This window comes from Nocardiopsis sp. CC223A, from assembly GCF_030766825.1.
Classification (GTDB): Bacteria; Actinomycetota; Actinomycetes; order Streptosporangiales; family Streptosporangiaceae; genus Nocardiopsis.
Window position 1 is genome coordinate 169,237 of record NZ_JASFDV010000001.1, and the last position, 23,202, is coordinate 192,438.

The following is a 23,202-nucleotide window of genomic DNA, read 5'->3' on the forward strand; positions in this document are numbered from 1 at the left end:
AGCCGTCCCGGATGCGCAACCGAACCGATGTCCCCTGGCAGGATGTCCGTCATGAGACGACCGCTCGTGTGCGCCCTGGCCGCGCTGTCCGTGTTCCTCCCGGCACCCGCCCTGGCGGAACCGGAGATCCCGGACGGGGGTACCGGGTTCGACTACCCGCGCGGCGGCGAGGGGCCGGAGGGGTCGGAGGTCGCCTTCACCTTCCAGGACCCGCGGATCTCGGAGTCCAGCGGACTGGCCCCCTCGCTACGGCACGAGGGGGTGTGGTGGACCCACAACGACAGCGGTGACCACCCCACCGAGGTGTACGCGGTGGACGGGGAGGGGAACACGGTCGCCACCGTCACCCTGGCCCTGGAGCGGCGCGACTGGGAGGCGATCACCGTCGCCCCCGGGCCGGACGGTGAGCCCGCGGTCCACATCGGGAACATCGGCGACAACTTCGGCGGGAGCTGGAGCGAGGTACGGGTCTACCGGTTCACCGAACCGGAGGTGCTGGCCGACACCACCGTCGAGCCGACGGTGCTGACGTTCTCCTACGCCGACGGGGGCCGCGACGCCGAGTCGATGATGATCGACCCGCGCGACGGGCGGCTGTACGTGGTCTCCAAGGAGTTCGCCGGCGGGCTGTACGCCGCCCCGGAGGAGATCGACCCCGAGGGGGTGAACACCCTGGAACGGATCGACTCGGCGCCGCTGTTCGCCACCGACGCCGCGTTCGGCCCGGACGGCACCCGGTACGTGATCCGCACCTACTGGGGGGTGACGGTCTACGACTCCACCGACGGGGTGCCGGGCACCTCGCTGGGCGGGTTCGACCTGCCCGAGTCCGACCAGGGCGAGTCCATCGCCTTCACGCCCGACGGTACGGAGCTCATGGCGGGCACCGAGGGGCCGGCCGCCCCGGTCTGGCGCGTCCCGTTGGAGGAGCGCTTCCGCACCGGGGAGGTCGTGAGCGGAGAGGCCGGGAGCGGGGAGGCCGGGAGCGGGGAGGCCGGGGCCGAGGAGGAGGGCGCGTCCCCGTCGGAGGCCGCCGGTGAGCCGGCCGGGGACGACGGGGAGCGGGGGAGCGCGGTGCCCTTCCTCGCGGGCGGCGCCGCGGTGGCCGTCCTGCTCATCGGCGGCATCGTCCTACTCGCCCGCCGCCCCTAGACCGGGGCCGCCCCGGCGGCCGGTGCCCGCGGCCGGGGGACCGGCCGCGGCGGGTCAGCCGCCCTTCTTCTGGCCGCCCTGGCCGCCCTGGCCGTTCTGGGCGGCCTGCCCGGCGTCCAGGAAGTGCTCGCGCACCAGGAACGCGTGCCGGGAGAAGTCCGTGAACACGCCGTCCACGCCCAGCTCGAAGAACAGCTCGTACTCCGCGGCGAAGGAGCCGTAGTCGCCCGCGTCGCCGTCCGAGCGCAGCGCCGGCGGCAGGAAGTGGTTCTCGCTGCGGAACGTGTACGGGTGCACCAGCAGACCCGCCTCGTGCGCGTCGTCCACCAGCGAGGTCGGCTCGGTGAAGTCCCCGTCCTCGCCGACCGGCGCGATCAGCGCCTTGTCCGGGCCGATCGCGTGCGCGAACGCCGCCACCTCGGCCAGCCCGTCCGGAGTGGTGTAGTGCCGCCAGTGCTCCTCGGTGCCCATGAGGAACACCAGCGGCAGCTCCGTCCCGGCGAGCTTGCGCAGGCTCTCGGCCTCGAACGACTGGAGGAACACCGGCACCCGCGGCTCCGGCCCGGTCAGCCCGGCCTCCTTGAGCGCCGCGATCAGCGGCGGCTCCAGCTCCAGGTCCTGGGACACGTGGTAGGAGGGGTGCTTGGTCTCCGGGTAGATCCCGATCGGCCGCTTCAGCTCCGCGGTGAGGGAGAACGCCAGGTCGATGACCTCCTCCAGGGTCGGGATCTCGTAGGTCCCGTCCATCAGCGCGTTCATCGTGCGCACGTCCTGGAGGCGCTCCCTGGCGCGCAGCGTCTTGATCTCCTCCAGGGTGAAGTCCTGGGCGAAGAACCCCGTGATCTCCCGGCCGTCGATGGTCCGGGTGGTGCGCCGGTCGGCGAACTCCGGGCGGTCGGCGACGTCGGTGGTCTCACCGATCTCCGCCTCGTGCCGGCAGATCAGCCGGCCGTCCCTGGTGGCGACCAGGTCCATTTCGATGAAGTCGCCGCCGTGCCGGGCCCCCAGCTCGTAGGAGGCCAGGGTGTGCTCGGGCCGGTGCCCCGAAGCACCCCGGTGGGAGATGATCTTGATGGGGGAATCCAACTTGTTCCTGCGCACAGTCGACCCGTCCTGGAAGTCCGGAAAAGGAGAAAAAGAGGAGGTCGGTCCGCGGGGAACGGACCGACCTCCATTCTGCCCCTTCGCGCGACCGGGCCGCGGCCGGCGGCGGGGCGGTGCCCGAAAGCGTCAGGAGAGCCGTGCGAGCACGTGGTCGATGCACTCGGTCAGGGCCTGCACGTCGGCGGGCTCGACCGCGGGGAACGTCGCGACGCGCAGCTGGTTGCGGCCCAGCTTGCGGTACGGCTCGGTGTCCACGACGCCGTTGGCGCGCAGCACCTCGGCGACGGCGGCGGCGTCCACGTCGTCGCTGAAGTCGATGGTCGCCACGACCTGGGAGCGCTTGGCCGGGTCGGTGACGAACGGCGTCGCGACCGCGGACTTCTCGGCCCAGGTGTACAGGATCGAGGAGGACTCGGCGGTGCGGGCCACCGACCAGTCCAGGCCGCCCTGCCCGTTGATCCACTCCAGCTGCTCGGCCAGGAGCAGCAGGGTGGCCACGGCCGGGGTGTTGTAGGTCTGGTCCTTGCGGGAGTTGTCGATGGCGGTGGTGAGCGAGAAGAACTCGGGGATGTACCGGCCGCTCGCCGCGATCTCCTCGGCCCGGGCCAGAGCCTTGGGCGACATGACGGCCAGCCACAGGCCGCCGTCGGCCGCGAAGCTCTTCTGCGGGGCGAAGTAGTAGACGTCCGTCTGGGCGATGTCGACCGGCAGGCCGCCGGCGCCGCTGGTGGCGTCGACCAGCACCAGCGCGTCCTCGTCGGCCCCGGCCACCCGCGCGATGGGCGCGGCCACACCGGTGGAGGTCTCGTTGTGGGTGAGGGCGTAGGCGTCCACCCCGGCCTCGGCGACGGCCTCGCCGTGGGTGCCCGGGTCGGTGCCGATGACGGTCGGCTCGGCCAGCCACGGGGCGCCCTTGGCGACCTTCGCGAACTTGCCGGAGAACTCGCCGAACGACAGGTGCTGGGACTTCTCGCGCAGCAGGCCGTGGGCGGCGATGTCCCAGAAGGCGGTGGTGCCGCCGTTGCCGAGGACGACCTCGTACCCCTCGGGCAGGGAGAACAGGTCGGAGACCCCGGTGCGCACCCGAGAGACCAGGGACTTCACGGGCTTCTGCCGGTGCGAGGTCCCCAGGTAGCGGGAGCCGGAGGAGGCCAGCGCCTCCAGCTGGGCCGGGCGGACTTTGGAGGGGCCGCTGCCGAATCGGCCGTCGGAGGGCAGGAGGTTCGCGGGAATCTGAATCTCGGTCACGGTCCCCAGGGTAGTGGTGGGGGCGGTGACGCCGCCGGTCAGGGGTGTTATTCGTGTGCGTGAAAACACGTGAGGCGGGATCGCCGCATCACAATCCTCTGGCGGTGGCCGGTACGGGCCGATGACAATTGGGCCGAATAAGTGAAATACGGGTGGCCTTTGTCGTCCAACGGGGTCGCCTCGGGGGCGACCCGGGCCGACGGCCACGACCGGGGTGCCCGCGCGTGTCCGAGCCCATCGGCTCCACGGGCTCCCCCCGGACTCCCGAGAGCACCGAGGCCGCGGTCGGCCCCGGTCCCGGCCGTGTGTGACGCGCGCGTCGCCGCGGCCGGGTGGCGCGGCCGGGCCCCGGCGAGAGAAGATGCCCCCTGTGGACCGTACAGACCCCGCCGAGCTGCGCAAACCCTACCTGGGGGCGCCCCTGCGCCGCGCCGACCTCGCCGAACACCCCATGACCCAGTTCCACCTGTGGTTCGAGGAGGCCCACGAGTCGGGCCTGGCCGAGCCCAACGCGATGGTGCTGGCCTCCACGGAACCCGACGGCATGCCGCGGGCCCGTACGGTGCTGATGAAGGGCTACGACCGCAGGGGCCTGCGCTTCTTCACCAACTACACCTCGCGCAAGGGCGTCGCCCTGGAGGCCGACCCCCGGGCGAGCGTCGTCTTCCCCTGGCACCCCATCCGCCGCCAGGTCCTCATCGCGGGCCGGGTGGAGCGCCTGGGCGACGCCGAGAACGACCGCTACTTCGCGTCCCGCCCGCGCGGCTCCCGCCTGGGCGCCTGGGCCAGCGAGCGCCAGTCCCAGCCGGTCGCCGACCGCGACGACCTGGACCGCCTCTACCGCGAGTTCGAGACGGTCTGGCCGGGCGACGCCGAGATCCCCCGCCCCGCCTACTGGGGCGGCTTCCGCCTGGTCCCGCGGGAGGTCGAGTTCTGGCAGGGCGGTGCCGACCGCATGCACGACCGCTTCCGCTACCTGCTCGCCGAGGACGGCACCTGGGACATCACCCGCCTCGCCCCCTAGACCCCGGACCGGGCCGCGGGGCGGGGAACGGAACCGGGCCCGACGGCCGGGTGCGTACGGAATTCCGGGTCCTTGCCGTCACGATATGCTTGCGGTATTCGGTGGTCGCTCCCGCGGTCGTGCGGACGCCCCGGTCCCCACTCGGCTCTCGGGAATCGCATCGCCCCGGCCTGTGTTGTGAGAGACCTGCCGTGCCCGCCGTGACCGTGCGCCGGGCGCAGAGTCATGGGAGGGGAGTCTTGACCGCACACGGGCTGATCGACACCACGGAGATGTACCTCCGGACGGTATTCGAGCTCGAAGAGGAGGGCATCGTCCCCCTTCGGGCCCGGATCGCCGAGCGCCTGCACCAGAGCGGCCCGACCGTCAGCCAGACCGTGGCCCGCATGGAGCGCGACGGCCTGCTGCGGGTCGAGAACGACCGGCACCTGGTCATGACCGCCGAGGGGCGCAGGCTGGCCACCCATGTCATGCGCAAGCACCGGCTCGCCGAGCGGCTGCTGGTCGACGTCATCGGACTGCCCTGGGAGGACGTCCACATCGAGGCCTGCCGCTGGGAGCACGTCATCTCCGAGGCCGTGGAGGAGCGTCTGGTGACGCTGCTCAACGCGCCCTCGGTGTGCCCCCACGGCAATCCGATCCCGGCCCTGGACGAACTGGGCCTGGACGACTACTCGCCCGAGCCCTTCACCGACGAGTCCATCGTGCCGATGGTCGACGTCGCCTCGGGGCCGGAGACCACCGTCACGGTCCGCCGGATCAGCGAGCAGATCCAGTCCGACGCCGACGTCATGCGCACCCTGCGCGAGGCGGGGGTGCAGCCCGAGCGCGAGGTCGTGCTGCGCGCCACCGACGACGGGGTGCGGGTGCTGGCGGAGGACGGCGAGGGCACCGATCTCACGTCGGAGATCGCCGGGCACATCTTCGTCGCCAAGCCGTGACGACGGGGATCCGTTGCTCATCAGGATTGTCACATTGCGCTGCGGGAACGTTGACGGTGTTGCTACGCTCGCTGCAAGGTGCGGTCGTTCGGGTGATCCGGGGCGGGCATGCTTGCAGTTCATGACGGCGAGGTGGCGGCTAGATGACACGGTGGGGTGAGCCCTTCCGGGAAGGCGACGCGCTCGCCACGGCCGCCGTCGTGGACCGCGCGCAGATCGCCATCGTCGTCATCGACCGGTTCAGCCTGCTGCGCTACTGGAACCCCTTCGCCCGCGAGCTCTTCGGCTTCGTCGGCGGCCGCGACTACGTCGGGCTCTCCCTGCTGGACATCGGCATCCACGAGTCCGACCGCGAACACGCCTCCCAGCTGGCCCGCCGCGTCCTGCGCGGCGAGCCCTGGGAGGGCACCTTCGCGGTCCTGCGGGGCGACTCCACCTGGATCCACGTCCGCGCGCAGGCCGTGCCCATGCGCAACGACGACGGCGAGATCGACGGCATCACGCTGATCGCCCGCGAGGCGCTGCGCAGCGGCCGGGTCGAGGAGCAGTACGGCCTGCTGGAGCGGATCGGCAGCCGGCTGGCCGGCTCCCTGGAGTTCGACTCCACCGTGCGCGGGGTCGCGGGCATCCTGGTGCCCCAGTTCGCCGACCACTGCTTCATCGACCTCTACGACCACGACCGCCTGGTCAGACGGGTCTCGGTGCACGCCGAGGGGTGGACACCCCCGGCCCGCACCTGGTTCGACGTCGGGGACGAGGTCCGCTACCCCGAGCGCCACTTCGTGACCCAGGCGCTGCGCCGCCTGGAGACGGTCGTCAGCAGCGACTACCTCTTCGAGAGTTCCCCCAACACCCGCTCCGACATGGTCTCCCGGCAGGTCGGCGTCACCTCCGCGATCGCCGCTCCGCTGCGCGCTCGCGGCGAGGTACTGGGAGTGCTCACCCTGGCCCTGTCCGGGCTGTCCCCGCGCCAGAAGGACACCTACGGCGGCTTCGACCGCGACCTCGTGGGCGCCATCGCCTCCCGCGTCGCACTGGCCATCGACAACGCCCGCCTGTTCGAGGAGGAGCGCAGCACCGCCCTGGCCTTCCAGAACAGCCTGCTGCCCAACGGCTTCCCGCCCCAGGACGGGCTCACCATCGCCTCCCGCTACCTGCCCGCCGGACCCACGCAGGCGCACGGCCACGGCATCCAGACCCAGGTGGGCGGCGATTTCTACGACGTCATCCCGCTCTCGGCCGGCCGGGTGGGCCTGGTCATCGGCGACGTCGAGGGCCGCGGCCCGCACGCCGCCGCCGTCATGGGCCAGCTGCGCGCCGCCCTGCGGGCCTTCGCCCAGGCCGACCGCGAACCCGCCGACATCCTGCGCGAACTCGACGAGTGGGTGCGCCGCCTGGGCCGCCCCGTCGACGGCGGCACCTGGATCCCCAGCGTCAGCTGCCTGTACATGGTCTACGACGCCTGGTCGCGCGAGCTCTCCTACGCCAACGCCGGGCACGCCCCCCCGCTGCTGATCACCTCCGACTCCGTCGAGGCCCTGGAGCTGGAGGTCAACGACCGCATGCTCGGCACCCGGGTCAAGGGCGGCGCGGGCGAGGACGTGGTCTACCACCAGGCGGAGCTGCGGCTGCCCACCGGTGCCACGCTGCTGCTGTACACCGACGGCCTGATCGACCGCACCCCCGTCGGCGGCGCCCGCGACCCCGAACGGGCGTTCCGCAGTCTCACCGAGCGGGTCTCCGAGGTCGCCGACAAGGACGTGGAGCAGATCGCCGAGGCGGCGGTGCACAGCGTTCCGGGCGAACTGGACGACGACACCGCGCTGCTGGTCATGCGCACCGACTCCGACGAACTGGCGCTGCGGGAGGGCTGGTTCCCCTCCGAGGCCTCCACCGTCGGCGAGGCCCGCCACCTGGCGGCCAACACCTTCAAGGAATGGGGGATGGACCGGGACCAGTCGGAGCTGGCCTGCCTGCTGGTCTCGGAGATCGTCACCAACGTCGTCATCCACGCCACCCCGCACCCGGTGCACCGCGAGTTCACCGACGGCGGGGTGCGCGACTCCGAGACGCCCTTCGACGGCACCGCCTCCTTCGACGAGTTCGACGAGGACTGGAGCGACCTGTTGGACGAGGTCGCCGAGGCCGACGAGGCGGAGGCCCAGGACGGCGACAAGGAGTTCCTGCTCCGCCTGCGCAAGGGTGCCTCCCGGGTGTGGGTGGAGGTCTTCGACCACGACCTGCGCCTGCCGCGCATCCGCAGCGCCGCCGCGGACGACGAGGGCGGCCGGGGTCTGTACCTGGTGGAGCAGCTGGCGACCCGCTGGGGTTCGCGGCCGACCCCGGACGGCAAGGCGGTCTGGTTCGAGATGCCCATGCACGCGCCGGTGGAGGACGGGGACGCCGGGCCACCGGCCTGACCGGCGCACGGGCGAACGCGTGACCTGCCGGGCACTCTGCGTTTCGTGACGCAAAAGACCTGGATTCACCCCCGGCCAGGTAGGTAATTTGTACGGCATTCCCGTCCCCCATCCCGCGGAGTGAGCCGATGACCTCCCGCCACCTGCCCGCGCTCGGCGCCCTCGCCGCCGGGGCCGTCCTGTTGGCCACCGCCTGTGCCCCGGCCGACGACGCCGCCTCCGGATCCGGCGAGGAGAACGCCGCCGAGTGCACGCCCGGCGGCCTGCCCACCCTCACCGAGGGCGTGCTCACCATCGGCACCGACAGCCCGGCCTACCCGCCGTGGTTCGCCGACGACGACCCCGCCAACGGGGAGGGCTTCGAGGCGGCCGTCGCCTACGCGGTCGCCCTGGAACTGGGCTACGACGCCGAGGACGTCACCTGGACGACGGTGGCGTTCAACAGCGCCATCCAGCCCGGCCCCAAGGACTTCGACTTCGATATCAACCAGTTCTCCATCACCGAGGAGCGGGCGCAGGCCGTCGACTTCTCCAGCCCCTACTACGACGTCCGCCAGGCCGTCGTGGCGCTCGCCGGCTCCGAGGCCGCCGAGGCGGCCTCCACCGCCGACCTGGCCGGGCTGACCATCGGCGCGCAGGTCGGCACCACCAGCTACGACACCCTGCTGGAGACCGTGGACCCGCAGACCGAGCCGCTGGTGTACAACAACAACGACGACGCCAAGCAGGCACTGGAGAACGGCCAGGTGGACGCGGTCGTCTTCGACCTGCCCACCGCGTTCTACATCACCGCCGCCGAGCTGGAGGACGCCGTCATCGTCGGGCAGCTGCCCCGCACCGAGGAGGCCGCCGAGCAGTTCGGCCTGGTGCTGGACCTGGACTCGCCGCTGACCGACTGCGTCAGCGGGGCCCTGGACTCCCTGCGCGAGCGCGGGGTCCTGGCCGAGCTCGAACAGGAGTGGTTGGCCGAGGCCGCGGACGCTCCCGAGCTGGACTGACGTGGCGGCACACGACACCGGGCACGCCCCCAGCCCCCTGGAAGTCGAACGGGCCGCGCTGCGCCGCCGCCAGAGCATGCGCTCGGTGCTGGTCGGCGCGGTCTCCACCGCCGTGCTGGGCGCCGTCCTGGTGACCGTCGTGGTCGGCTCACCCGGCTGGGAGCGGGTGCGCGAGACCTTCTTCGACCCCGAGGTGGCGCTGGAAGCCCTGCCGGCGGTGCTCACCGGCCTGTGGCTCAACGTGCGGCTGCTGGTGTTCTGCGCACTGGGCGCGCTCGCCGTCGGCCTGCTCGCCGCGGTGCTGCGCACCCTGCGCGGGCCGGTGTTCTTCCCGCTGCGCGCGATGGCGACCGCCTACACCTACGGTTTCCGGGGCGCCCCGCTGATCATCGTGCTGTACCTGATGGCGTTCGGGGTGCCCGGGCTGCGGCTGGAGAACACCCCGAGCGTGCTGGTGCTCGGCGGGATCGCGCTCGTGGTCACCTACGGCGCCTACATCGCCGAGGTGTTCCGCGCCGGGATCGAGTCGGTGCACCCCAGCCAGATCGCGGCCGCCCGCTCCCTGGGGCTCACCTACCCGCAGGCGATGCGCTGGGTGGTGCTGCCCCAGGCGGTGCGGCGGGTGTCGCCGCCGCTGCTCAATGACATGGTGGCGCTCCAGAAGGACGTGGGCCTGATCTCCCTGGCCGGACCCATCGACGCGATCCGGGCCGCGCAGATCGCCACCGCGCAGACCTACAACTTCACGCCGTACATCGTCGCCGGGGTGCTGTTCGTGCTCATGGCGGTCCCGCTGGTGGCGATCACCGACCAGGTGACGCTGCGGGCGGCGCGGCGCCAGTCCGCGGAGGGGGACCGATGAGCGAACTGGAGCGGGCGGCCCGGATCGAGGGCCCGGCCCCGGTGCTGCGCCTGCGCGGGGTCCGCAAGGAGTTCCGCGGGAACACCGTTCTGGACGGGCTGGACCTGGACGTGCCCGAACACGCCGTGGTGGTGCTCATCGGCGCCTCCGGCTCGGGCAAGTCCACTCTGCTGCGGTGCGCCAACCTGCTGGAGCCGGTCACCGACGGGACCATCCACCTGGACGGCGAGCACATCACCGACCCGCGGGTGGACGCCGACCGGGTGCGTCGCAGGATCGGCATGGTGTTCCAGTCGTTCAACCTGTTCCCGCACATGACCGTGCTGGACAACGTCACCCTGGCCCCGCGCCGGGTGCACCGGCGCGAGCGCCGGGAGGCGGAGGAGAGGGCGCGGGAACTGCTGGACCGGGTGGGCCTGGCCGACAAGGCCGGGGAGTACCCCGACCGGCTCTCCGGCGGCCAGCAGCAGCGGGCGGCGATCGTGCGGGCACTGGTCAACGGGCCGCGGCTGCTCCTGCTGGACGAGATCACCAGCGCTTTGGACCCCGAGCTGGTGGGGGAGGTGCTGGACCTGGTGCGGGGGCTGCGCGACGACGGCATGACCATGCTGCTGGCCACCCACGAGATGGGGTTCGCCCGCCAGGTCGCCGACACGGTGTGCTTCCTCCAGGACGGGCGGGTCCTGGAGCAGGGGCCGCCCGAGCAGGTGCTGGGCGACCCGCACGAGCCGCGGACGCGGCGGTTCCTCCAGCGGATCATCGACTCCGGCCGTCTGTGAACGTTCCCCGCGCCGAACGCGCGGGGAACACTCCGCTCCGGTCCCGAACACCCGGAGAACTCCGCGTTGCCCCCGTTGCGCGGGGGCGGTCCCCCTGGTGTCATCGACTCCGACCGGCACGCCCACGCCCCGCTCGCTGACTCAGAGTGATCACGCGAACCCCGTGCGGCGTTCCGGCCACCGGCGCACCCCCTGTGCCGGACACCGAGAGGAGACCCCCTTGTCGCAACGCGCACCCTCCCGTATCGCGCGCCGGGCCCTGGCCCTGGCCGCCGCCCTGGTCCTCGTCACCCCCGGGATCGCCCTGGCCGCGCCCCCGGCGGCGCTGCCCACCGCCCACACCGCGGAGGAGGGCCGGTGGCAGCCGGCCTTCGACTACGACACCGACGGCTGCTACTCCACCCCCGCCATCGGCCCGGACGGCACCCTCAACGGCGGCCTGAACACCAGCGGCGCCCTCAACGGGAGCTGCCGCGACCGGTCCGACCTGGACAACACCAACTCCTACTCCCGGTCCAAGTGCGACCCCAGCGGCTGGTGCGCGTACATGTACGCGCTGTACTTCGAGAAGGACCAGGTGCTGCCGGGCTGCTGCGGCCACCGGCACGACCTGGAGCACGTCGTGGTGTGGGTGTTCGGCGGCCAGGCCCGCTACGTGTCCGCGTCGGCCCACGGGGACTACGACACCCGCCCGGCCGACCAGGTGCGCTGGGAGGGCACCCACCCCAAGATCGTCTACCACAAGGACGGCGCGTCCACCCACGCCTTCCGGTTCGCCGCCGGGCACGACGACCCGCCGGAGAACCACTACGGCGTCTGGCAGTACCCGGACCTGGTCGGCTGGGACCACTTCCCGCCCGGCATCCGCGACATCCTGACCTCCGCCGACTTCGGCAGCGCCCAGCTCGACCTGCGGGACGGCTCGTTCCCGGGCGCGCTGAGCAGGGCCGAGCCTGCCGGCATCGACTTCGACCCCTGGGCCTGACCGTGTTCTTCCGAACCCCCGCCTCGCCGCGGTCCGTCCGTCGGGGACCGGAAGGTCCTCAACGGATGGCCTGCGGCCACAGGCCATTCCGCGAAGGTGTCCGCCCCGGACCTCCGGAACCCCGCCCCGCCGGGACCTGAGGGCGTGTCCACCCGCCCTTCTGGGCCGCCCCCGACGTAGTGTTCCCACGTCCGGGGCGCGCGGCCCGGGGCTGGGGCGGAGGGACATGGACGGCGCGGAACTGGGCACGATGGGCATGCTCCTGGCGCTCCTGGTGGCGGCCCTGCTGGCCCCGCTGCTCGGCGACCGGCTGGCGCGGTGGGTGATCGTGCCCTCGGTGGTGCTGGAGATCGGTTTCGGAATCGTGCTCGGGCCCTCGGCGCTCGGCATCGTCCGGGAGAACGAGACGATCACCCTGCTGGCCGACCTCGGTCTGGCCCTGCTCATGTTCATGGCCGGGTACGAGATCGACTTCCGGCGGATCAAGGGCAGGCCGCTCAACCGCGCCCTGCTGGCCTGGGCCTGCTCGGTGGCGCTGGGGCTGGCCATCGGCTGGGCGCTGCTCGGCACCTCTCAGGCGGCGCTGATCGTGGGTCTGGCACTGACCACGACCGCGCTGGGGACGGTCCTGCCGATCCTGCGCGACTCCGGGGCGCTGGGCGGGGCGTTCGGCACCCGGTTCCTGGCCTCGGGCTCGGTCGGCGAGTTCGGGCCGATCGTGCTGATCGCCCTGCTGCTCAGCGGCTACCGACCCTGGCAGGGCACCCTGCTGCTGGCCGCCTTCTTCGCACTGGCCGGGGCGTGCGCCTGGGCGGCCACCCGGCCGCGTTCGGAGCGGTGGGCGCGGCTGATCCGGGCGACCCTGGGCTCCAGCACCCAGGTGGCGGTCCGCCTGTGCATGGTGGTGATCGTGGCGCTGGCCTGGCTGGCGTCGGTCATGCAGTTGGACGCCCTGCTCGGGTCGTTCGCGGCGGGCGTCGTCATCAGGCTCATGATCTCCATCAACCACGGGGAGGAGGCGGAGCAGGTGGAGGCCAAGATGGACGCCATCGGCTTCGGGTTCCTCATCCCCGTGTTCTTCGTGGTCACCGGGGTGCGCTTCGACCTGGCCTCGCTGCTGGCGCAGCCGCTCCTGCTGCTGCTCCTGCCGGTGCTGCTGGCGGCGTTCCTCCTGGTCCGGGGCGGGCCCGAGTACGTGTTCTCGCGCGGGGACGTCCCCGACGCCCAGCGCCCCGCGCTGGTGCTGTTCTCGGCCACCGCCCTGCCGCTGCTCACGGTCCTGACCACGATCGGCACCCGCGACGGATCCCTGGACAGCGCCCACGCGGCGGCGATCGTGGGGGCCGGGATGCTCAGCGTCCTGATCCTGCCCCAGGCGGGCGGTGCCCTGCTGCGCCGGGCCACGGGCGCGGGGCCCGCGGCCCCCGCGAACCGGCGCCGCGAGGTGGACGAGGAGGAGGACTACTGACCCGGCCGGTTCTCCCGGCCGCCGCCGCGCTCCGGCCCCCGCCGAGCGCTCAGCGCCAGGACCAGGCCCACAGCATCAGGCACATGAAGATGAAGAAGACCACGATCGCGCTGGTCTTCCAGGGGATGTGGACCTTGGGGCGCAGCCTGCGCACACCGATGACGAGCAGCACGACCAGCAGGCCCATGACGATGAGGCCGTCCCACGCACCGCTCATGACCGACTCGACCCTTCTGGACGGGGGCTGGCCCGGCTACAGGCCCAGGCCGCGTCCCACGATCTCCTTCATGATCTCGGTGGTGCCACCGTAGATCGTCTGCACGCGGGTGTCCTGCCAGGCCCGTGCCACCGGGTATTCCATCATGTACCCGTACCCGCCGTGAAGCTGTAGGCAACGGTCCATCACCTTGTTGCACAGCTCCGTGGTCCACCACTTGGCCATGGCGGCGTCCTCGACGGTGAGTTCGCCCCGGTCGAGCAGGGTCACCGCGCGGTCCACGTAGGTGCGGGCGATGTCGACCTCGGTCGCCAACTCGGCCAGGACGAAACGGGTGTTCTGGAACCGTCCGATAGGACGGCCGAAGGCGGTGCGCTCCCGGCAGTACTCGATGGTGTGCTGGAGCATGTACTCGGCGGAGGCCGTCGCGCAGACGGCGATGGACAGCCGCTCCTGCGGCAGGTTCTGCAACAGGTGGATGAACCCCTGCCCCTCCTGCCCGATGAGGTTGGCGGCCGGGACCCGCACGTCCCGGAAGGACAGCTCGGCGGTGTCCTGCGCCTTCATGCCGATCTTGTCGAGGTTGCGGCCCCGCTCGAAGCCCGGGGTGCCGCGCTCGACGACGATGAGGGAGAAGCCCTGCGCGCCGGCCTCGGGGTCGGTCCGGCACACCACGATGACCAGGTCGGCGTTGATGCCGTTGGTGATGAAGGTCTTGGACCCGTTGATGACCCACTCGTCGCCGTCGCGGACCGCGGAGGTGCGGATGCCCTGGAGGTCGCTGCCGGTGCCGGGTTCGGTCATGGCGATGGCGGTGATGATCTCCCCGCCGGCGAAGCCGGGCAGCCAGCGCCGCTTCTGCTCGTCGTCGGTGAGGTCGACGAGGTAGGGGGCGATGACGTCGTTCTGGAGGGTGACGCCCAGCCCGCTGGCGTGGGCCCGGCACACCTCCTCGTTGACGATGGCGTTGTAGCGGTAGTCCTTCAGGCCGGTGCCGCCGTACTCCTCGGGGACGCCGTGCCCGAGCAGGCCGACCTCGCCCGCCCTGACCCAGACCTCGCGGGGGACGATGCCGTCCTTCTCCCACTGGTCGTGGAAGGGTACGACCTCCCGCTTGAGGAACTCGGCCACCGCTTCGCGGAAGAGGTCGTGGTCGGCATCGAAGAGTTCCCGCTTCATGCTTGCGCTCCGAGGGTGTCGTGGATCACGGTTGCCGCCACAGTAACCGAATCGAATTCGGTTTAGAAGAGGGGGGTCCAAGCGGCGGCAAAGTTCCCGTTCTCCGGGGCGTTTCGGGCTCTTCGCCCCGTGAGTCCGCTTCTAGGGTGACCGCACCGGCCGACGGAAGGCGGAGCCGATGGTCCAGACCCGCAGGGAGCGGCGCGAACACCGGGGCGGGCGGATCGCGGTGATCATGGCCGCACTCATGCTCACGGTGCTGCTGTCCGCGCTCGACCAGACGATCGTGTCCACGGCCCTGCCGACGATCGTCTCCGACCTGGGCGGCCTCAACCACCTGTCCTGGGTGATCACCTCCTACCTGCTCGCGGTCACCGCCAGCACCCCGCTGTGGGGCAAGCTCGGCGACCAGTTCGGCCGCAAGACGCTGTTCCTGGTGTGCATCGCCGTGTTCGTGGCCGGGTCGGCGCTGTGCGGCCTGTCCCGGGACATGCTCCAGCTGATCCTCTTCCGGGGATTGCAGGGCATCGGCGGCGGCGGGCTGATGGTGCTGTCCATGGCGATCGTGGGCGACGTCGTCTCCCCGCGCGAACGCGGCCGCTACCAGGGGTGGTTCGGCGCGGTCTTCGGCGTCTCCAGCGTGGCCGGGCCGCTGCTGGGCGGGCTGTTCGTCGACCACCTGTCCTGGCGGTGGGTGTTCTACGTCAACCTGCCGCTGGGCGTGCTGGCGTTCGCCGCGGTCCTGGCGGTGCTCCCCGCCTCCCGGCCCACCGGGAGGCGGACCATCGACTACGCCGGGATCGTGCTGCTGGCCGCCACCGCCGTGTGCCTCACCCTGGTCGCCTCCTGGGGCGGCACCGTCTACGACTGGGCGTCGCCGCAGGTCATCGGGCTGGCACTGGCCGGTGTCGCGCTCGGCTTCGGCTGGTGGCTGTCGGCCCGCCGCGCGGCCGAGCCGGTGATGCCGCTGGGGCTGTTCCGCAACCCCGTCGTGGTGATCGCCATGGGCGTCGGCCTGTGCGTCGGGTTCGCGATGATGGGCTCGATGGCGTTCCTGCCGCTGTTCCTCCAGGTCGTGCACGGCCTGTCGCCGACCGCCTCGGGACTGTTCCTGCTGCCGATGGTGGTCGGGCTGTTCCTCACCTCGATCACCTCCGGGCGGCTGGTCACCCGCACCGGCCGGTACAAGCCCTACCCCATCGCCGGGATGGCGGTCACCGCGGCGGGGCTGTTCCTGCTGTCGTGGCTGGGGCCGGACACCTCCGAGTGGCAGATGTGGGGCTCGTTCTTCGTCCTGGGGGTGGGTCTGGGGCTGGTCATGCAGGTCGTGGTGGTGGTCGTGCAGAACGCCGCCGACTACGCCGACCTGGGCGCGGCCACCTCGGCCGCGACGTTCTTCCGGTCCATCGGCGGGTCCTTCGGCACGGCGGTGTTCGGCGCGGTCTTCTCCGGACAACTGGCCGCCGACCTGGCCGCCCGCGCCGGGGAGATGACACTGCCCCCGGGCGTGGACACGGCGAGCCTGGAGAGCGACCCGCGGGCCCTGGACGCGCTGCCCGCGCAGACGCAGGCCATGTTCCTCCAGGCCTACGCCGACGCGATCGACGTGGTGTTCCTGTGGGCGGTGCCGGTGGCGCTGGTCGGGCTGGTGCTCGCCCTGTTCCTGCCCGAGGTGCCGCTGCGCACCACGGTCGGGTCGCAGCCCGCCGACCTGGGGGAGTCCGTCCCGCCGGTGGCCTCGGGCGGGCGCACGGCCATGGAGACCGTCGAACGGGAGATCTACCGGACCTGCGGCCACGAGGGGGCGCGGGAGATGTACACCCGGCTGTGCGGTGCCGCGGGGCTGGAGGTCTCGCCGCGCGCCTGCTGGACGCTGAGCCACCTGGCGGTGACCGGTCCGCTGCGGGTGTCCGAGCTGGTGGAGATGTCCCACCTGCCCGACGACCGCTGGGAGGCGGTGCACCGGGAGCTGCTGGAGGCGGGCCACCTCACCGGGGAGGGCGAACCCTGGGAGCTGAGCCCCGCGGGAGAGGCGGCCGCCCGCCGCGTCTTCGACGCCCAGCGGGAGGCACTGCGCTCCCTGCTCGACGACTACGACCCGGAGCTGCACCCGGAGGTGGCGGCCGCGTTGGAGCGGATGACCGCCGAGACGCTCGGTGACGAGGGCGACGCGGGCCGCGTGGTCCGGGAGGGCGGCCGAGGCTAGGGCCGGGGGGCCGCGATGCGTCGGCGGGGGTTTGGAGGCCCGGAGGAGGCGTCCTGGAGGGAGGTCCGCACCCGCCGGGCCGCCCGTTGAGGGCGGCGGTGGGCGGGCCGGAGCGAAGCGGAGGTTCAGAAGAACACGGCCCAGGGCGTGTTCGGCGGATGCTTTCGCAGGTGCCCCTACCGTGCCCTGCCTCGCAGGCTCGGCGGTGCCGCACGGCGAGGCCAGCCCGGGTTCGGCCGTCCAGGCGAAGGCGGTGCCGCGAGAGGCGGCCCGGCGGCTTCGCGGAGGCACCGCGCCGAAGGCGTCCGCTGAGGGTGGCGGCGGGCGACGGGCGGGCGGAATGACCCGTCGAACACGGCCTAGTCCGCGCCGTCGCCGCCGGGCGCGACGAAGCCGGGGTAGTGCCGGGCGGCCTCCTCGTCGGCGTCCGCCCAGCGGGAGGCCAGGTGGAGCCAGCCCCACAGGGCCACCGCGAGGGACACCGGGATCAGGAGGGCCCACAGCGGTGCCTCCCCCAGCAGGCGGGCGGCCCAGAACCCGGCGGCGAGAGCGCCCCCGCCGACGGCCCAGGCCAGGGCGCGGCGCCCGGAGGCGAAGGTGAGGAAGAACAGCACCATGCCTGCGGCCGTGCCCAGGGCTATGGCCACCCCGCTCATCGACGTCTCCTCTCGTCGGTTCCAGAGCAGCACACCGGGGTGAACAGACGGGGAAACGGACGGTGAAGGGGGGCCGGGGTCTTGCCGGATCCACAAAACCGAATACAGTTCGGTTCACAGGAAACGTCACCCAGGCCCTTGGAGGACCCGTGGCCGAGGCATACATCGTCGGCGCCGTACGCACCCCCGTCGGTACGAAGAAGGGCGCGCTGGCCGCCGTCCACCCCGCCGATCTCGGCGCGCACGTGCTCAAGGAACTCGTCGAGCGCACGGGCGTCGACCCGTCCGCGGTCGAGGACGTCATCATGGGCTGTGTGAGCCAGGTCGGCCCGCAGGCCCTGGACCTGGCCCGCACCTCCTGGCTGTCCGCCGGGCTGCCCGAGAGCGTCCCCGGCGTCACCATCGACCGCCAGTGCGGCTCTTCCCAGCAGGCCGTCCACTTCGCCGCCCAGGGCGTCATGTCCGGCACCCAGGACCTGGTCGTGGCCTCCGGCGTCGAGAACATGGGCATGGTCCCCATGGGCTCCAACGTCCAGTACGCCATCGACAACGGCCTGAGCCTGTACGGCGAAGGCTGGACAGAGCGCTACGGCCCCCAGGAGATCTCGCAGTTCCGCGGCGCCCAGCTCATGTGCGAGAAGTGGGGCTTCAAGCGCGAGCAGCTGGAGCAGTACGCCCTGGAGAGCCACCAGCGCGCCGCCAAGGCCCTGGCCGGGGGCTACTTCGACGCCCAGATCGCCCCGCTGGCGGGAGTGACGCAGGACGAGGGCGTGCGCCCCGACACCACCCTGGAGAAGATGGCGGGCCTGAAGCCCCTGCGCGACGGCTGGGAGCTCACCGCCGCCGTGGCCAGCCAGATCTCCGTGGGCGCCGGCGCCGTGCTCATCGCCTCCGAGCGCGCCGTGGAGCAGCACGGGCTCACCCCGCTGGCCCGCGTCGTCCAGCTCTCCCTGGTCGGCGACGACCCGGTCTACATGCTCACCGCCCCGATCCCGGCCACGAGGATCGCCCTGGAGAAGGCGGGCCTGGGCATCGACGACATCGACGTCACCGAGATCAACGAGGCCTTCGCCCCGGTCCCGCTGTCCTGGATCGAGGAGCTGGGCGCCGACCCGGCCAAGGTCAACCCCAACGGCGGCGCCATCGCCCTGGGCCACCCGCTGGGCGCCACCGGCACCGTTCTCCTGACCAAGCTGGTCAACGAGCTGCACCGCACCGGCGGCCGCTACGGCCTCCAGACCATGTGCGAGGGCGGCGGCCAGGCCAACGTCACCATCATCGAACGCGTCTGACCCCACGCGCCGACCGGGCCGCGCGTCCCCCGGGGCCGCGCGGCCTCCGCGCGTCCGGGCGGACCCGCGATCTCCGGCTCGCCCCCGAACGCGCACCGGTTCTGGAAGCATGGGCCCGGTGGCGCACGAAGTGAACGACGAAGCGAAGAAGCTCAGGGTCGCGCTCACCCGCGCCGGCCTTTTGGACGTTTCCGGTGTGCCCCGGCGGCGCCCCGAGCAGGCGGCCTTCGAACGAGCCCGCACGGCCGCCGGAAGCGGTACACCGCTGTCGGATCTCGCGTCGGAGGAACGCGAGTGAACAAACCCCTGAAGGTAATACCTCGAAAGTATTACCGTGGTGGCATGAGAATCACGGAAAAGGGTCAGGTCACCATCCCCGTCGAGGTTCGCAGAAGCATGGGCCTCAAGCCCGGTGACGAGGTCGAATTCGTGCTGGACGGGACCGGTGCCAGGGTGGTGCGTGCCGCATCCGCGCCCAGCAAGGGCGCGCGGCTGGTCGAGCGCCTGCGCGGCAAGGGGGACGTGCTGCTGTCCACCGATGAGATCATGGCGATGACCCGGGGGGACGACGATGACGGGGGCTGACTCGATCTCCTGTGCGACCCCCCGGGGCGGAGAGCCCGCCCAGGTGCTGGTCGATGCCAACGTGATACTGGATGTCTTCAGCGAGGATCCCCATTGGGGCGAATGGTCCGCTCAGGCGTTGGCCGATGCGACGAACCAAGGGCCGTTGATCATCAACCCGATCATCTATGCCGAGATCTCGATGCGCTTCACACGGATCGAAGACCTCGAAGAGCTTCTCGCCGATGACTTCGTCCGGGCGGACCTGCCGTGGGAGGCCGCCTTCCTGGCGGGTAAGTGCCACAGCCGCTACCGAAAACAGGGCGGGACCAAGACCGCGCCGCTGCCCGACTTCTACATCGGGGCGCACGCCGCGGTCTCCGGCCTCCGACTACTGACCCGGGACGCGCGCAGATTCCGCACCTACTTCCCGAACGTCAAACTCATCTCACCGAACTAGCGGGCCAGGGCGGGGCCGCCGGGGCCGTTGGGGAGGCCGAGCCAGGCGGCCATCTCGGCCAGGTGCTCCACGAGCTGCGGCAGGGTGTCGTCCGGGGCGCCGTCCTCCAGGGTGATCCGCTGGGCGAGCAGGGTGCCCGCGGCGCGGTCGGCCTTGAGGTCGACGCGGGCCACCAGGTCCTCGCCCAGCAGGAACGGCAGCACGTAGTAGCCGTGCACCCGCTTGGCGGCCGGGGTGTAGATCTCGATGCGGTACCGGAAGCCGAACAGCCCCTCGGCCCGGTCCCGGGTCCACACCAGGGAGTCGAACGGGCTCAGCAGCGCCCGCGCGTCGACCCTGCGCGGCACCCGGGCGTCCCGGTGCAGGTAGGCGGTGCGGTCCCAGCCGCGGACCCGGACCGGGACCAGCTCGCCGGAGTCCACCAGGTCGGCGACGGCCGGTCGCGCCTCGGCGCCCTTGAGCCGGAAGTAGTCGCGCAGGCAGGGCTCGGTGGCGATCCCGTGCGCACGGGCGGCGATGGCCACCAGCTCCCGGTGGGCGTCCGCGTCGCTCGGCAGGGGGGTGGCGTGCACCTCGGCGGGCAGCACCCGCTCGGGCAGGTCGTAGCGGCGCTCGAACTGGGAGTTGCGGCCGTTGGAGGTCAGGTCCCCGATCCAGAACAGGTACTCCAGGGACTTCTTCACCTCCGACCAGTTCCACCCCCAGTGGTCCTTGGCGCGCGGCACGTCGTGGGCGAGCGCGGCCTCCACCTCGCGGGCGGTGGCCGGGCCGATCCGCGCGACCTCCTCGTACACCGCCTTGACCAGCTGGGGCTTCTCCACTTGGACGCTGTTCATCCAGCCGTTCCCGGCCCCGGCCCGGTTGCGCTCCATGCGGTACCGCATGAGCTGCCGGGTGGCCGGGGGCACCAGGCTCGCCTCGTGCGCCCAGCACTCGACCAGGCGGGCCGGGCTCGTCTTGGCCGCGGTGGTGGCCGCCCGGTCCAGCAGCGCGGTGTCGTAGCCGCCCATCCGGGCGAACACCGGCAGGTACTGGCTGCGCGCCAGCACGTTCACGCTGTCGATCTGGATGATCCCCAGACGGCGCACCACCCGGCCCAGGTGGCCCAGGTTCGGGGTGCCGGCGGGCCGGGGATCGGCCAGCCCCTGGGCGGCGATCGCGATCCGGCGGGCCTGGGAGAGGGACAGTTCCGCGTCGCGGCGGGGGTGGGGTTCGGGCATGCCGAACACGGTAGCTCCCGCCGCCGACAATCCGCGGGCCGGCGGCTCAGCCCATGCGCCGGTGCAGGTCCTTCTCCCGGGAGGGCCCCGGCTCGGCCGGGGAGATCAGCGGGCCGGGCAGGGACGGGTCGACCACGCCCTCCTCCAGCCACGTGTAGGAGTCGTCCATGACCCGGCGGGCCAGCTTGCCGTCGATGTCGTCGGTGTTGGACCACAGCCCTTCGAGCAGCGCCTCGACGCGCAGCCGCGACTGGCGGCAGAACACGTCGGCGAGCTCCAGCGGCGTCGTCCCGCGCTCGGGCCGGGTGTCGGCGTCGTGCCGGGCCCGCACCACCACCGCGCTCATCGCGAACAGCTCCGCGCCGATGTCCACCACCCGGCCCAGGAATCCCTGCTTGACCTCCATCCTCCCCTGCCAGCGCGTCATCCCGTAGAACGTGGACCGCGCCAGCCTGCGGGCGGTGCGCTCCACGTACCGCAGGTGCCCGGCCAGCGGACCGAACTCCACGTACGCCGACGGCAGCTGCCCCCGGCCCACCGCCAGCGTCGGCAGCCAGGCGGCGTAGAACCCGGTCGCCCGGGTCAGCGCCCGCGCCTTGGCCGCGCGGTCCGCGTCCGGGTCGATGATGTCCCCGGCCACCGCCAGGTGGGCGTCCACCGCCTCACGGGCGATGAGCAGGTGCATGATCTCCGTGCTGCCCTCGAAGATCCGGTTGATGCGCAGGTCCCGCAGCAGCTGTTCGGCCGGGATCCCCCGCTCGCCGCGGGCGGCCAGCGAATCGGCGGTCTCGAACCCGCGCCCGCCGCGGATCTGGATCAGCTCGTCGGCGATCCGGTAGGCGTGCTCGGACGCCCACAGCTTGGCGATGGCCGCCTCGATGCGGATGTCCTTGCGCTTCTCGTCGGCCATCCGGCTCGCCAGGTCGAGCATGGCCTCCATGGCGTAGGTGGTGGCGGCGATGTAGGAGATCTTCTTGGCGATCTCCTCGTGCTTCCCGACCGGCCGCCCCCACTGGACCCGTTCGCGCGACCACTCGCGCGCGATCTTGGTGGCCCACTTCCCGGCGCCCACGCACAGGGCGGGCAGGGACAGCCGCCCCGTGTTGAGCGTGGACAGGGCGATGCGCAGCCCCTGTCCCTCCTCGCCGATCCGGTTGGCGACCGGGACCCGCACGTCGTGCAGCCGGGTGACGCCGTTCTCCAGCCCGCGCAGGCCCATGAACCGGTTGCGCCGCTCCACGGTGATCCCGGGGGAGTCCCCCTCGACCACGAACGCGGTGATGCCGCCCCGGTGCCCGGGGCCCTCCGGCACCCGCGCCATCACCACCAGCAGGTCGGCGACGACGCCGTTGGTGGTCCACAGCTTCACCCCGTCGATCCGGTAGCCGGTCCCGTCCTCGGTGGGCACGGCCGTGGTCCGCAGCCGGGCCGGGTCGCTGCCCACGTCGGGTTCGGTGAGCAGGAACGCGCTGATGGCGTCGCGGGCGCAGCGCGGCAGGAACTCCTGCTTCTGCGCCGGGGTGCCGAACATGGACACCGGCTGGGGCACACCGATCGACTGGTGGGCCGACAACAGGGCGCCGATCGCCGGGGACACGGAGCCGACCAGGGTGAGGGCGCGGTTGTAGTGCACCTGGCTCAGCCCCAGGCCGCCGTACTCGACGGGGATCTTCATGCCCAGGGCGCCCAGCTCGCGCAGCCCGGCCACGACCTCGTCGGGGATGCGCTCCTCGCGTTCGATGCGCTGGGCGTCGATCCCCTCGCAGAAGTCGTGCAGCCGGGCCAGGAAGGCCTCGCCGCGCTCGTCGTCCTCCCGGTCGGGGACGGGCATGGGGTGGATCAGATCCAGGCGCAGGCGGCCCAGGTACAGCTCCTTGGCGAAACCGGGCAGGTCCGAGGTGCTCTCGCGGGCCTGTTCGGCCACGGCTCTGGCACGGCGTTCGTCGATCTCGGGTGCGGTGGGGTCGGGGGTCTGCGCGCGGGCTTCGGGGTCGGCCGCGGACATGGTCTTCACCTCGTCCTGGAAGGGGTGTTTCGTGTGGCCTGTATCACAGCACTACCCGGGAGCGGGCGTGTCGACGCACGACGGGACCGGCTCTCCGCGCCGAGGAGGACGCCACGGCAAAAACCTTGGGCCAAATGCGAACCTCAGGGCCCACTCGGCCGTCTTACGGGACGCGACGGAAACAACCGGGCATGTGCTGGGAGTCCCGTCAGGCCCCGGTGCGGAGGACGGCCGCACCGGGGCCCACCCGTCACCCACCACCACCCTCAACGGACGGCCTCCGGCCGACCACCCTCCCCTCTCGTCGCCCACCACCACCCTCAACGGACGGCCTCCGGCCGACCACCCTCCCCCCGTCGCCCATCTGTCGCCCACCGCCCCCGTGTTCACCGCAGGTGTCGCCGCGAAGCCCTAGGCTTGCG

21 protein-coding genes are annotated in these 23,202 nt (G+C 72.1%); 14 read left to right on the top strand and 7 right to left on the bottom strand.

Going from position 1 to position 23,202, the window contains the following annotated elements; translation table 11 throughout:
* Positions 1-51: 51 nt before the first annotated feature.
* Complete coding sequence (locus QJS33_RS00830; RefSeq protein ID WP_306365855.1) at positions 52-1,152, top strand: hypothetical protein; 1,101 nt, start codon at positions 52-54, stop codon at positions 1,150-1,152.
* A gap of 54 nt (positions 1,153-1,206) precedes the next feature.
* Here the strand turns inward: QJS33_RS00830 and QJS33_RS00835 are convergent, their stop codons facing one another.
* Entirely contained in the window at positions 1,207-2,253 is a 1,047-nt protein-coding gene (locus QJS33_RS00835; RefSeq protein ID WP_306365856.1) for a glycerophosphodiester phosphodiesterase family protein, read from the bottom strand.
* A gap of 129 nt (positions 2,254-2,382) precedes the next feature.
* Positions 2,383-3,504, bottom strand: a complete 1,122-nt coding sequence (gene serC, locus QJS33_RS00840; protein WP_306365857.1) for a phosphoserine transaminase — start codon at positions 3,502-3,504, stop codon at positions 2,383-2,385.
* Between the two features lie 370 nt (positions 3,505-3,874).
* Between serC and pdxH the strand changes: the two genes are divergently transcribed.
* The 8 genes from pdxH to QJS33_RS00880 all read left to right on the top strand — a co-directional run bounded on the left by pdxH (position 3,875) and on the right by QJS33_RS00880 (position 12,981).
* A complete protein-coding gene (gene pdxH, locus QJS33_RS00845) occupies positions 3,875-4,528 on the top strand; it encodes a pyridoxamine 5'-phosphate oxidase (RefSeq protein WP_306365858.1) in 654 nt (217 codons plus the stop codon).
* Between the two features lie 239 nt (positions 4,529-4,767).
* Positions 4,768-5,469: a metal-dependent transcriptional regulator gene (locus QJS33_RS00850; protein ID WP_306365859.1), complete on the top strand. Its 702-nt coding sequence runs from the start codon at positions 4,768-4,770 to the stop codon at positions 5,467-5,469.
* A gap of 143 nt (positions 5,470-5,612) precedes the next feature.
* On the top strand, positions 5,613-7,889 hold the full coding sequence (locus QJS33_RS00855) for a SpoIIE family protein phosphatase (RefSeq protein ID WP_306365860.1): 2,277 nt from the start codon (positions 5,613-5,615) through the stop codon (positions 7,887-7,889).
* Between the two features lie 128 nt (positions 7,890-8,017).
* The gene (locus tag QJS33_RS00860) at positions 8,018-8,887 is read left to right on the top strand and encodes a transporter substrate-binding domain-containing protein (protein WP_306365861.1); all 870 of its coding nucleotides are present in this window, start codon (positions 8,018-8,020) and stop codon (positions 8,885-8,887) included.
* Between the two features lies 1 nt (position 8,888).
* Positions 8,889-9,749 (top strand): amino acid ABC transporter permease, encoded by an 861-nt coding sequence (locus QJS33_RS00865; RefSeq protein ID WP_306365862.1) that lies wholly within the window; start codon positions 8,889-8,891, stop codon positions 9,747-9,749.
* Complete coding sequence (locus tag QJS33_RS00870; protein ID WP_306365863.1) at positions 9,746-10,528, top strand: amino acid ABC transporter ATP-binding protein; 783 nt, start codon at positions 9,746-9,748, stop codon at positions 10,526-10,528. The genes QJS33_RS00865 and QJS33_RS00870 overlap by 4 nt, the downstream gene beginning before the upstream one ends.
* A gap of 220 nt (positions 10,529-10,748) precedes the next feature.
* Complete coding sequence (locus tag QJS33_RS00875) at positions 10,749-11,513, top strand: NPP1 family protein (protein WP_306365864.1); 765 nt, start codon at positions 10,749-10,751, stop codon at positions 11,511-11,513.
* A gap of 226 nt (positions 11,514-11,739) precedes the next feature.
* Entirely contained in the window at positions 11,740-12,981 is a 1,242-nt protein-coding gene (locus QJS33_RS00880; RefSeq protein ID WP_306365865.1) for a cation:proton antiporter, read from the top strand.
* A gap of 49 nt (positions 12,982-13,030) precedes the next feature.
* On the opposite strand, the gene QJS33_RS00885 is transcribed toward QJS33_RS00880, so the two are convergent.
* Complete coding sequence (locus tag QJS33_RS00885; protein WP_306365866.1) at positions 13,031-13,198, bottom strand: hypothetical protein; 168 nt, start codon at positions 13,196-13,198, stop codon at positions 13,031-13,033.
* Between the two features lie 36 nt (positions 13,199-13,234).
* A complete protein-coding gene (locus QJS33_RS00890; RefSeq protein WP_306365867.1) occupies positions 13,235-14,377 on the bottom strand; it encodes an acyl-CoA dehydrogenase family protein in 1,143 nt (380 codons plus the stop codon).
* A gap of 178 nt (positions 14,378-14,555) precedes the next feature.
* On the opposite strand from QJS33_RS00890, the gene QJS33_RS00895 reads away from it, so the two are divergent.
* Positions 14,556-16,583 (top strand): MDR family MFS transporter, encoded by a 2,028-nt coding sequence (locus QJS33_RS00895; protein ID WP_306365868.1) that lies wholly within the window; start codon positions 14,556-14,558, stop codon positions 16,581-16,583.
* A gap of 359 nt (positions 16,584-16,942) precedes the next feature.
* Here the strand turns inward: QJS33_RS00895 and QJS33_RS00900 are convergent, their stop codons facing one another.
* Complete coding sequence (locus QJS33_RS00900) at positions 16,943-17,239, bottom strand: hypothetical protein (RefSeq protein ID WP_306365869.1); 297 nt, start codon at positions 17,237-17,239, stop codon at positions 16,943-16,945.
* Positions 17,240-17,388: 149 nt separating this feature from the next.
* Here QJS33_RS00900 and QJS33_RS00905 point away from each other — a divergent pair, with 149 nt between their 5' ends.
* The 4 genes from QJS33_RS00905 to QJS33_RS00920 all read left to right on the top strand — a co-directional run bounded on the left by QJS33_RS00905 (position 17,389) and on the right by QJS33_RS00920 (position 19,555).
* Positions 17,389-18,531, top strand: a complete 1,143-nt coding sequence (locus QJS33_RS00905) for an acetyl-CoA C-acetyltransferase (protein ID WP_306365870.1) — start codon at positions 17,389-17,391, stop codon at positions 18,529-18,531.
* Positions 18,532-18,649: 118 nt separating this feature from the next.
* Positions 18,650-18,829 (top strand): hypothetical protein, encoded by a 180-nt coding sequence (locus tag QJS33_RS00910; protein ID WP_306365871.1) that lies wholly within the window; start codon positions 18,650-18,652, stop codon positions 18,827-18,829.
* A 44-nt stretch (positions 18,830-18,873) separates the two neighbouring features.
* The gene (locus tag QJS33_RS00915; protein ID WP_306365872.1) at positions 18,874-19,116 is read left to right on the top strand and encodes an AbrB/MazE/SpoVT family DNA-binding domain-containing protein; all 243 of its coding nucleotides are present in this window, start codon (positions 18,874-18,876) and stop codon (positions 19,114-19,116) included.
* Between the two features lie 43 nt (positions 19,117-19,159).
* The gene (locus tag QJS33_RS00920) at positions 19,160-19,555 is read left to right on the top strand and encodes a type II toxin-antitoxin system VapC family toxin (protein ID WP_306365873.1); all 396 of its coding nucleotides are present in this window, start codon (positions 19,160-19,162) and stop codon (positions 19,553-19,555) included.
* Here the strand turns inward: QJS33_RS00920 and QJS33_RS00925 are convergent.
* On the bottom strand, positions 19,552-20,775 hold the full coding sequence (locus tag QJS33_RS00925) for a winged helix-turn-helix domain-containing protein (RefSeq protein ID WP_306365874.1): 1,224 nt from the start codon (positions 20,773-20,775) through the stop codon (positions 19,552-19,554). The genes QJS33_RS00920 and QJS33_RS00925 overlap by 4 nt on opposite strands.
* A 46-nt stretch (positions 20,776-20,821) precedes the next feature.
* Positions 20,822-22,780: an acyl-CoA dehydrogenase family protein gene (locus QJS33_RS00930; RefSeq protein ID WP_306365875.1), complete on the bottom strand. Its 1,959-nt coding sequence runs from the start codon at positions 22,778-22,780 to the stop codon at positions 20,822-20,824.
* Between the last annotated feature and the right edge of the window lie 422 nt (positions 22,781-23,202).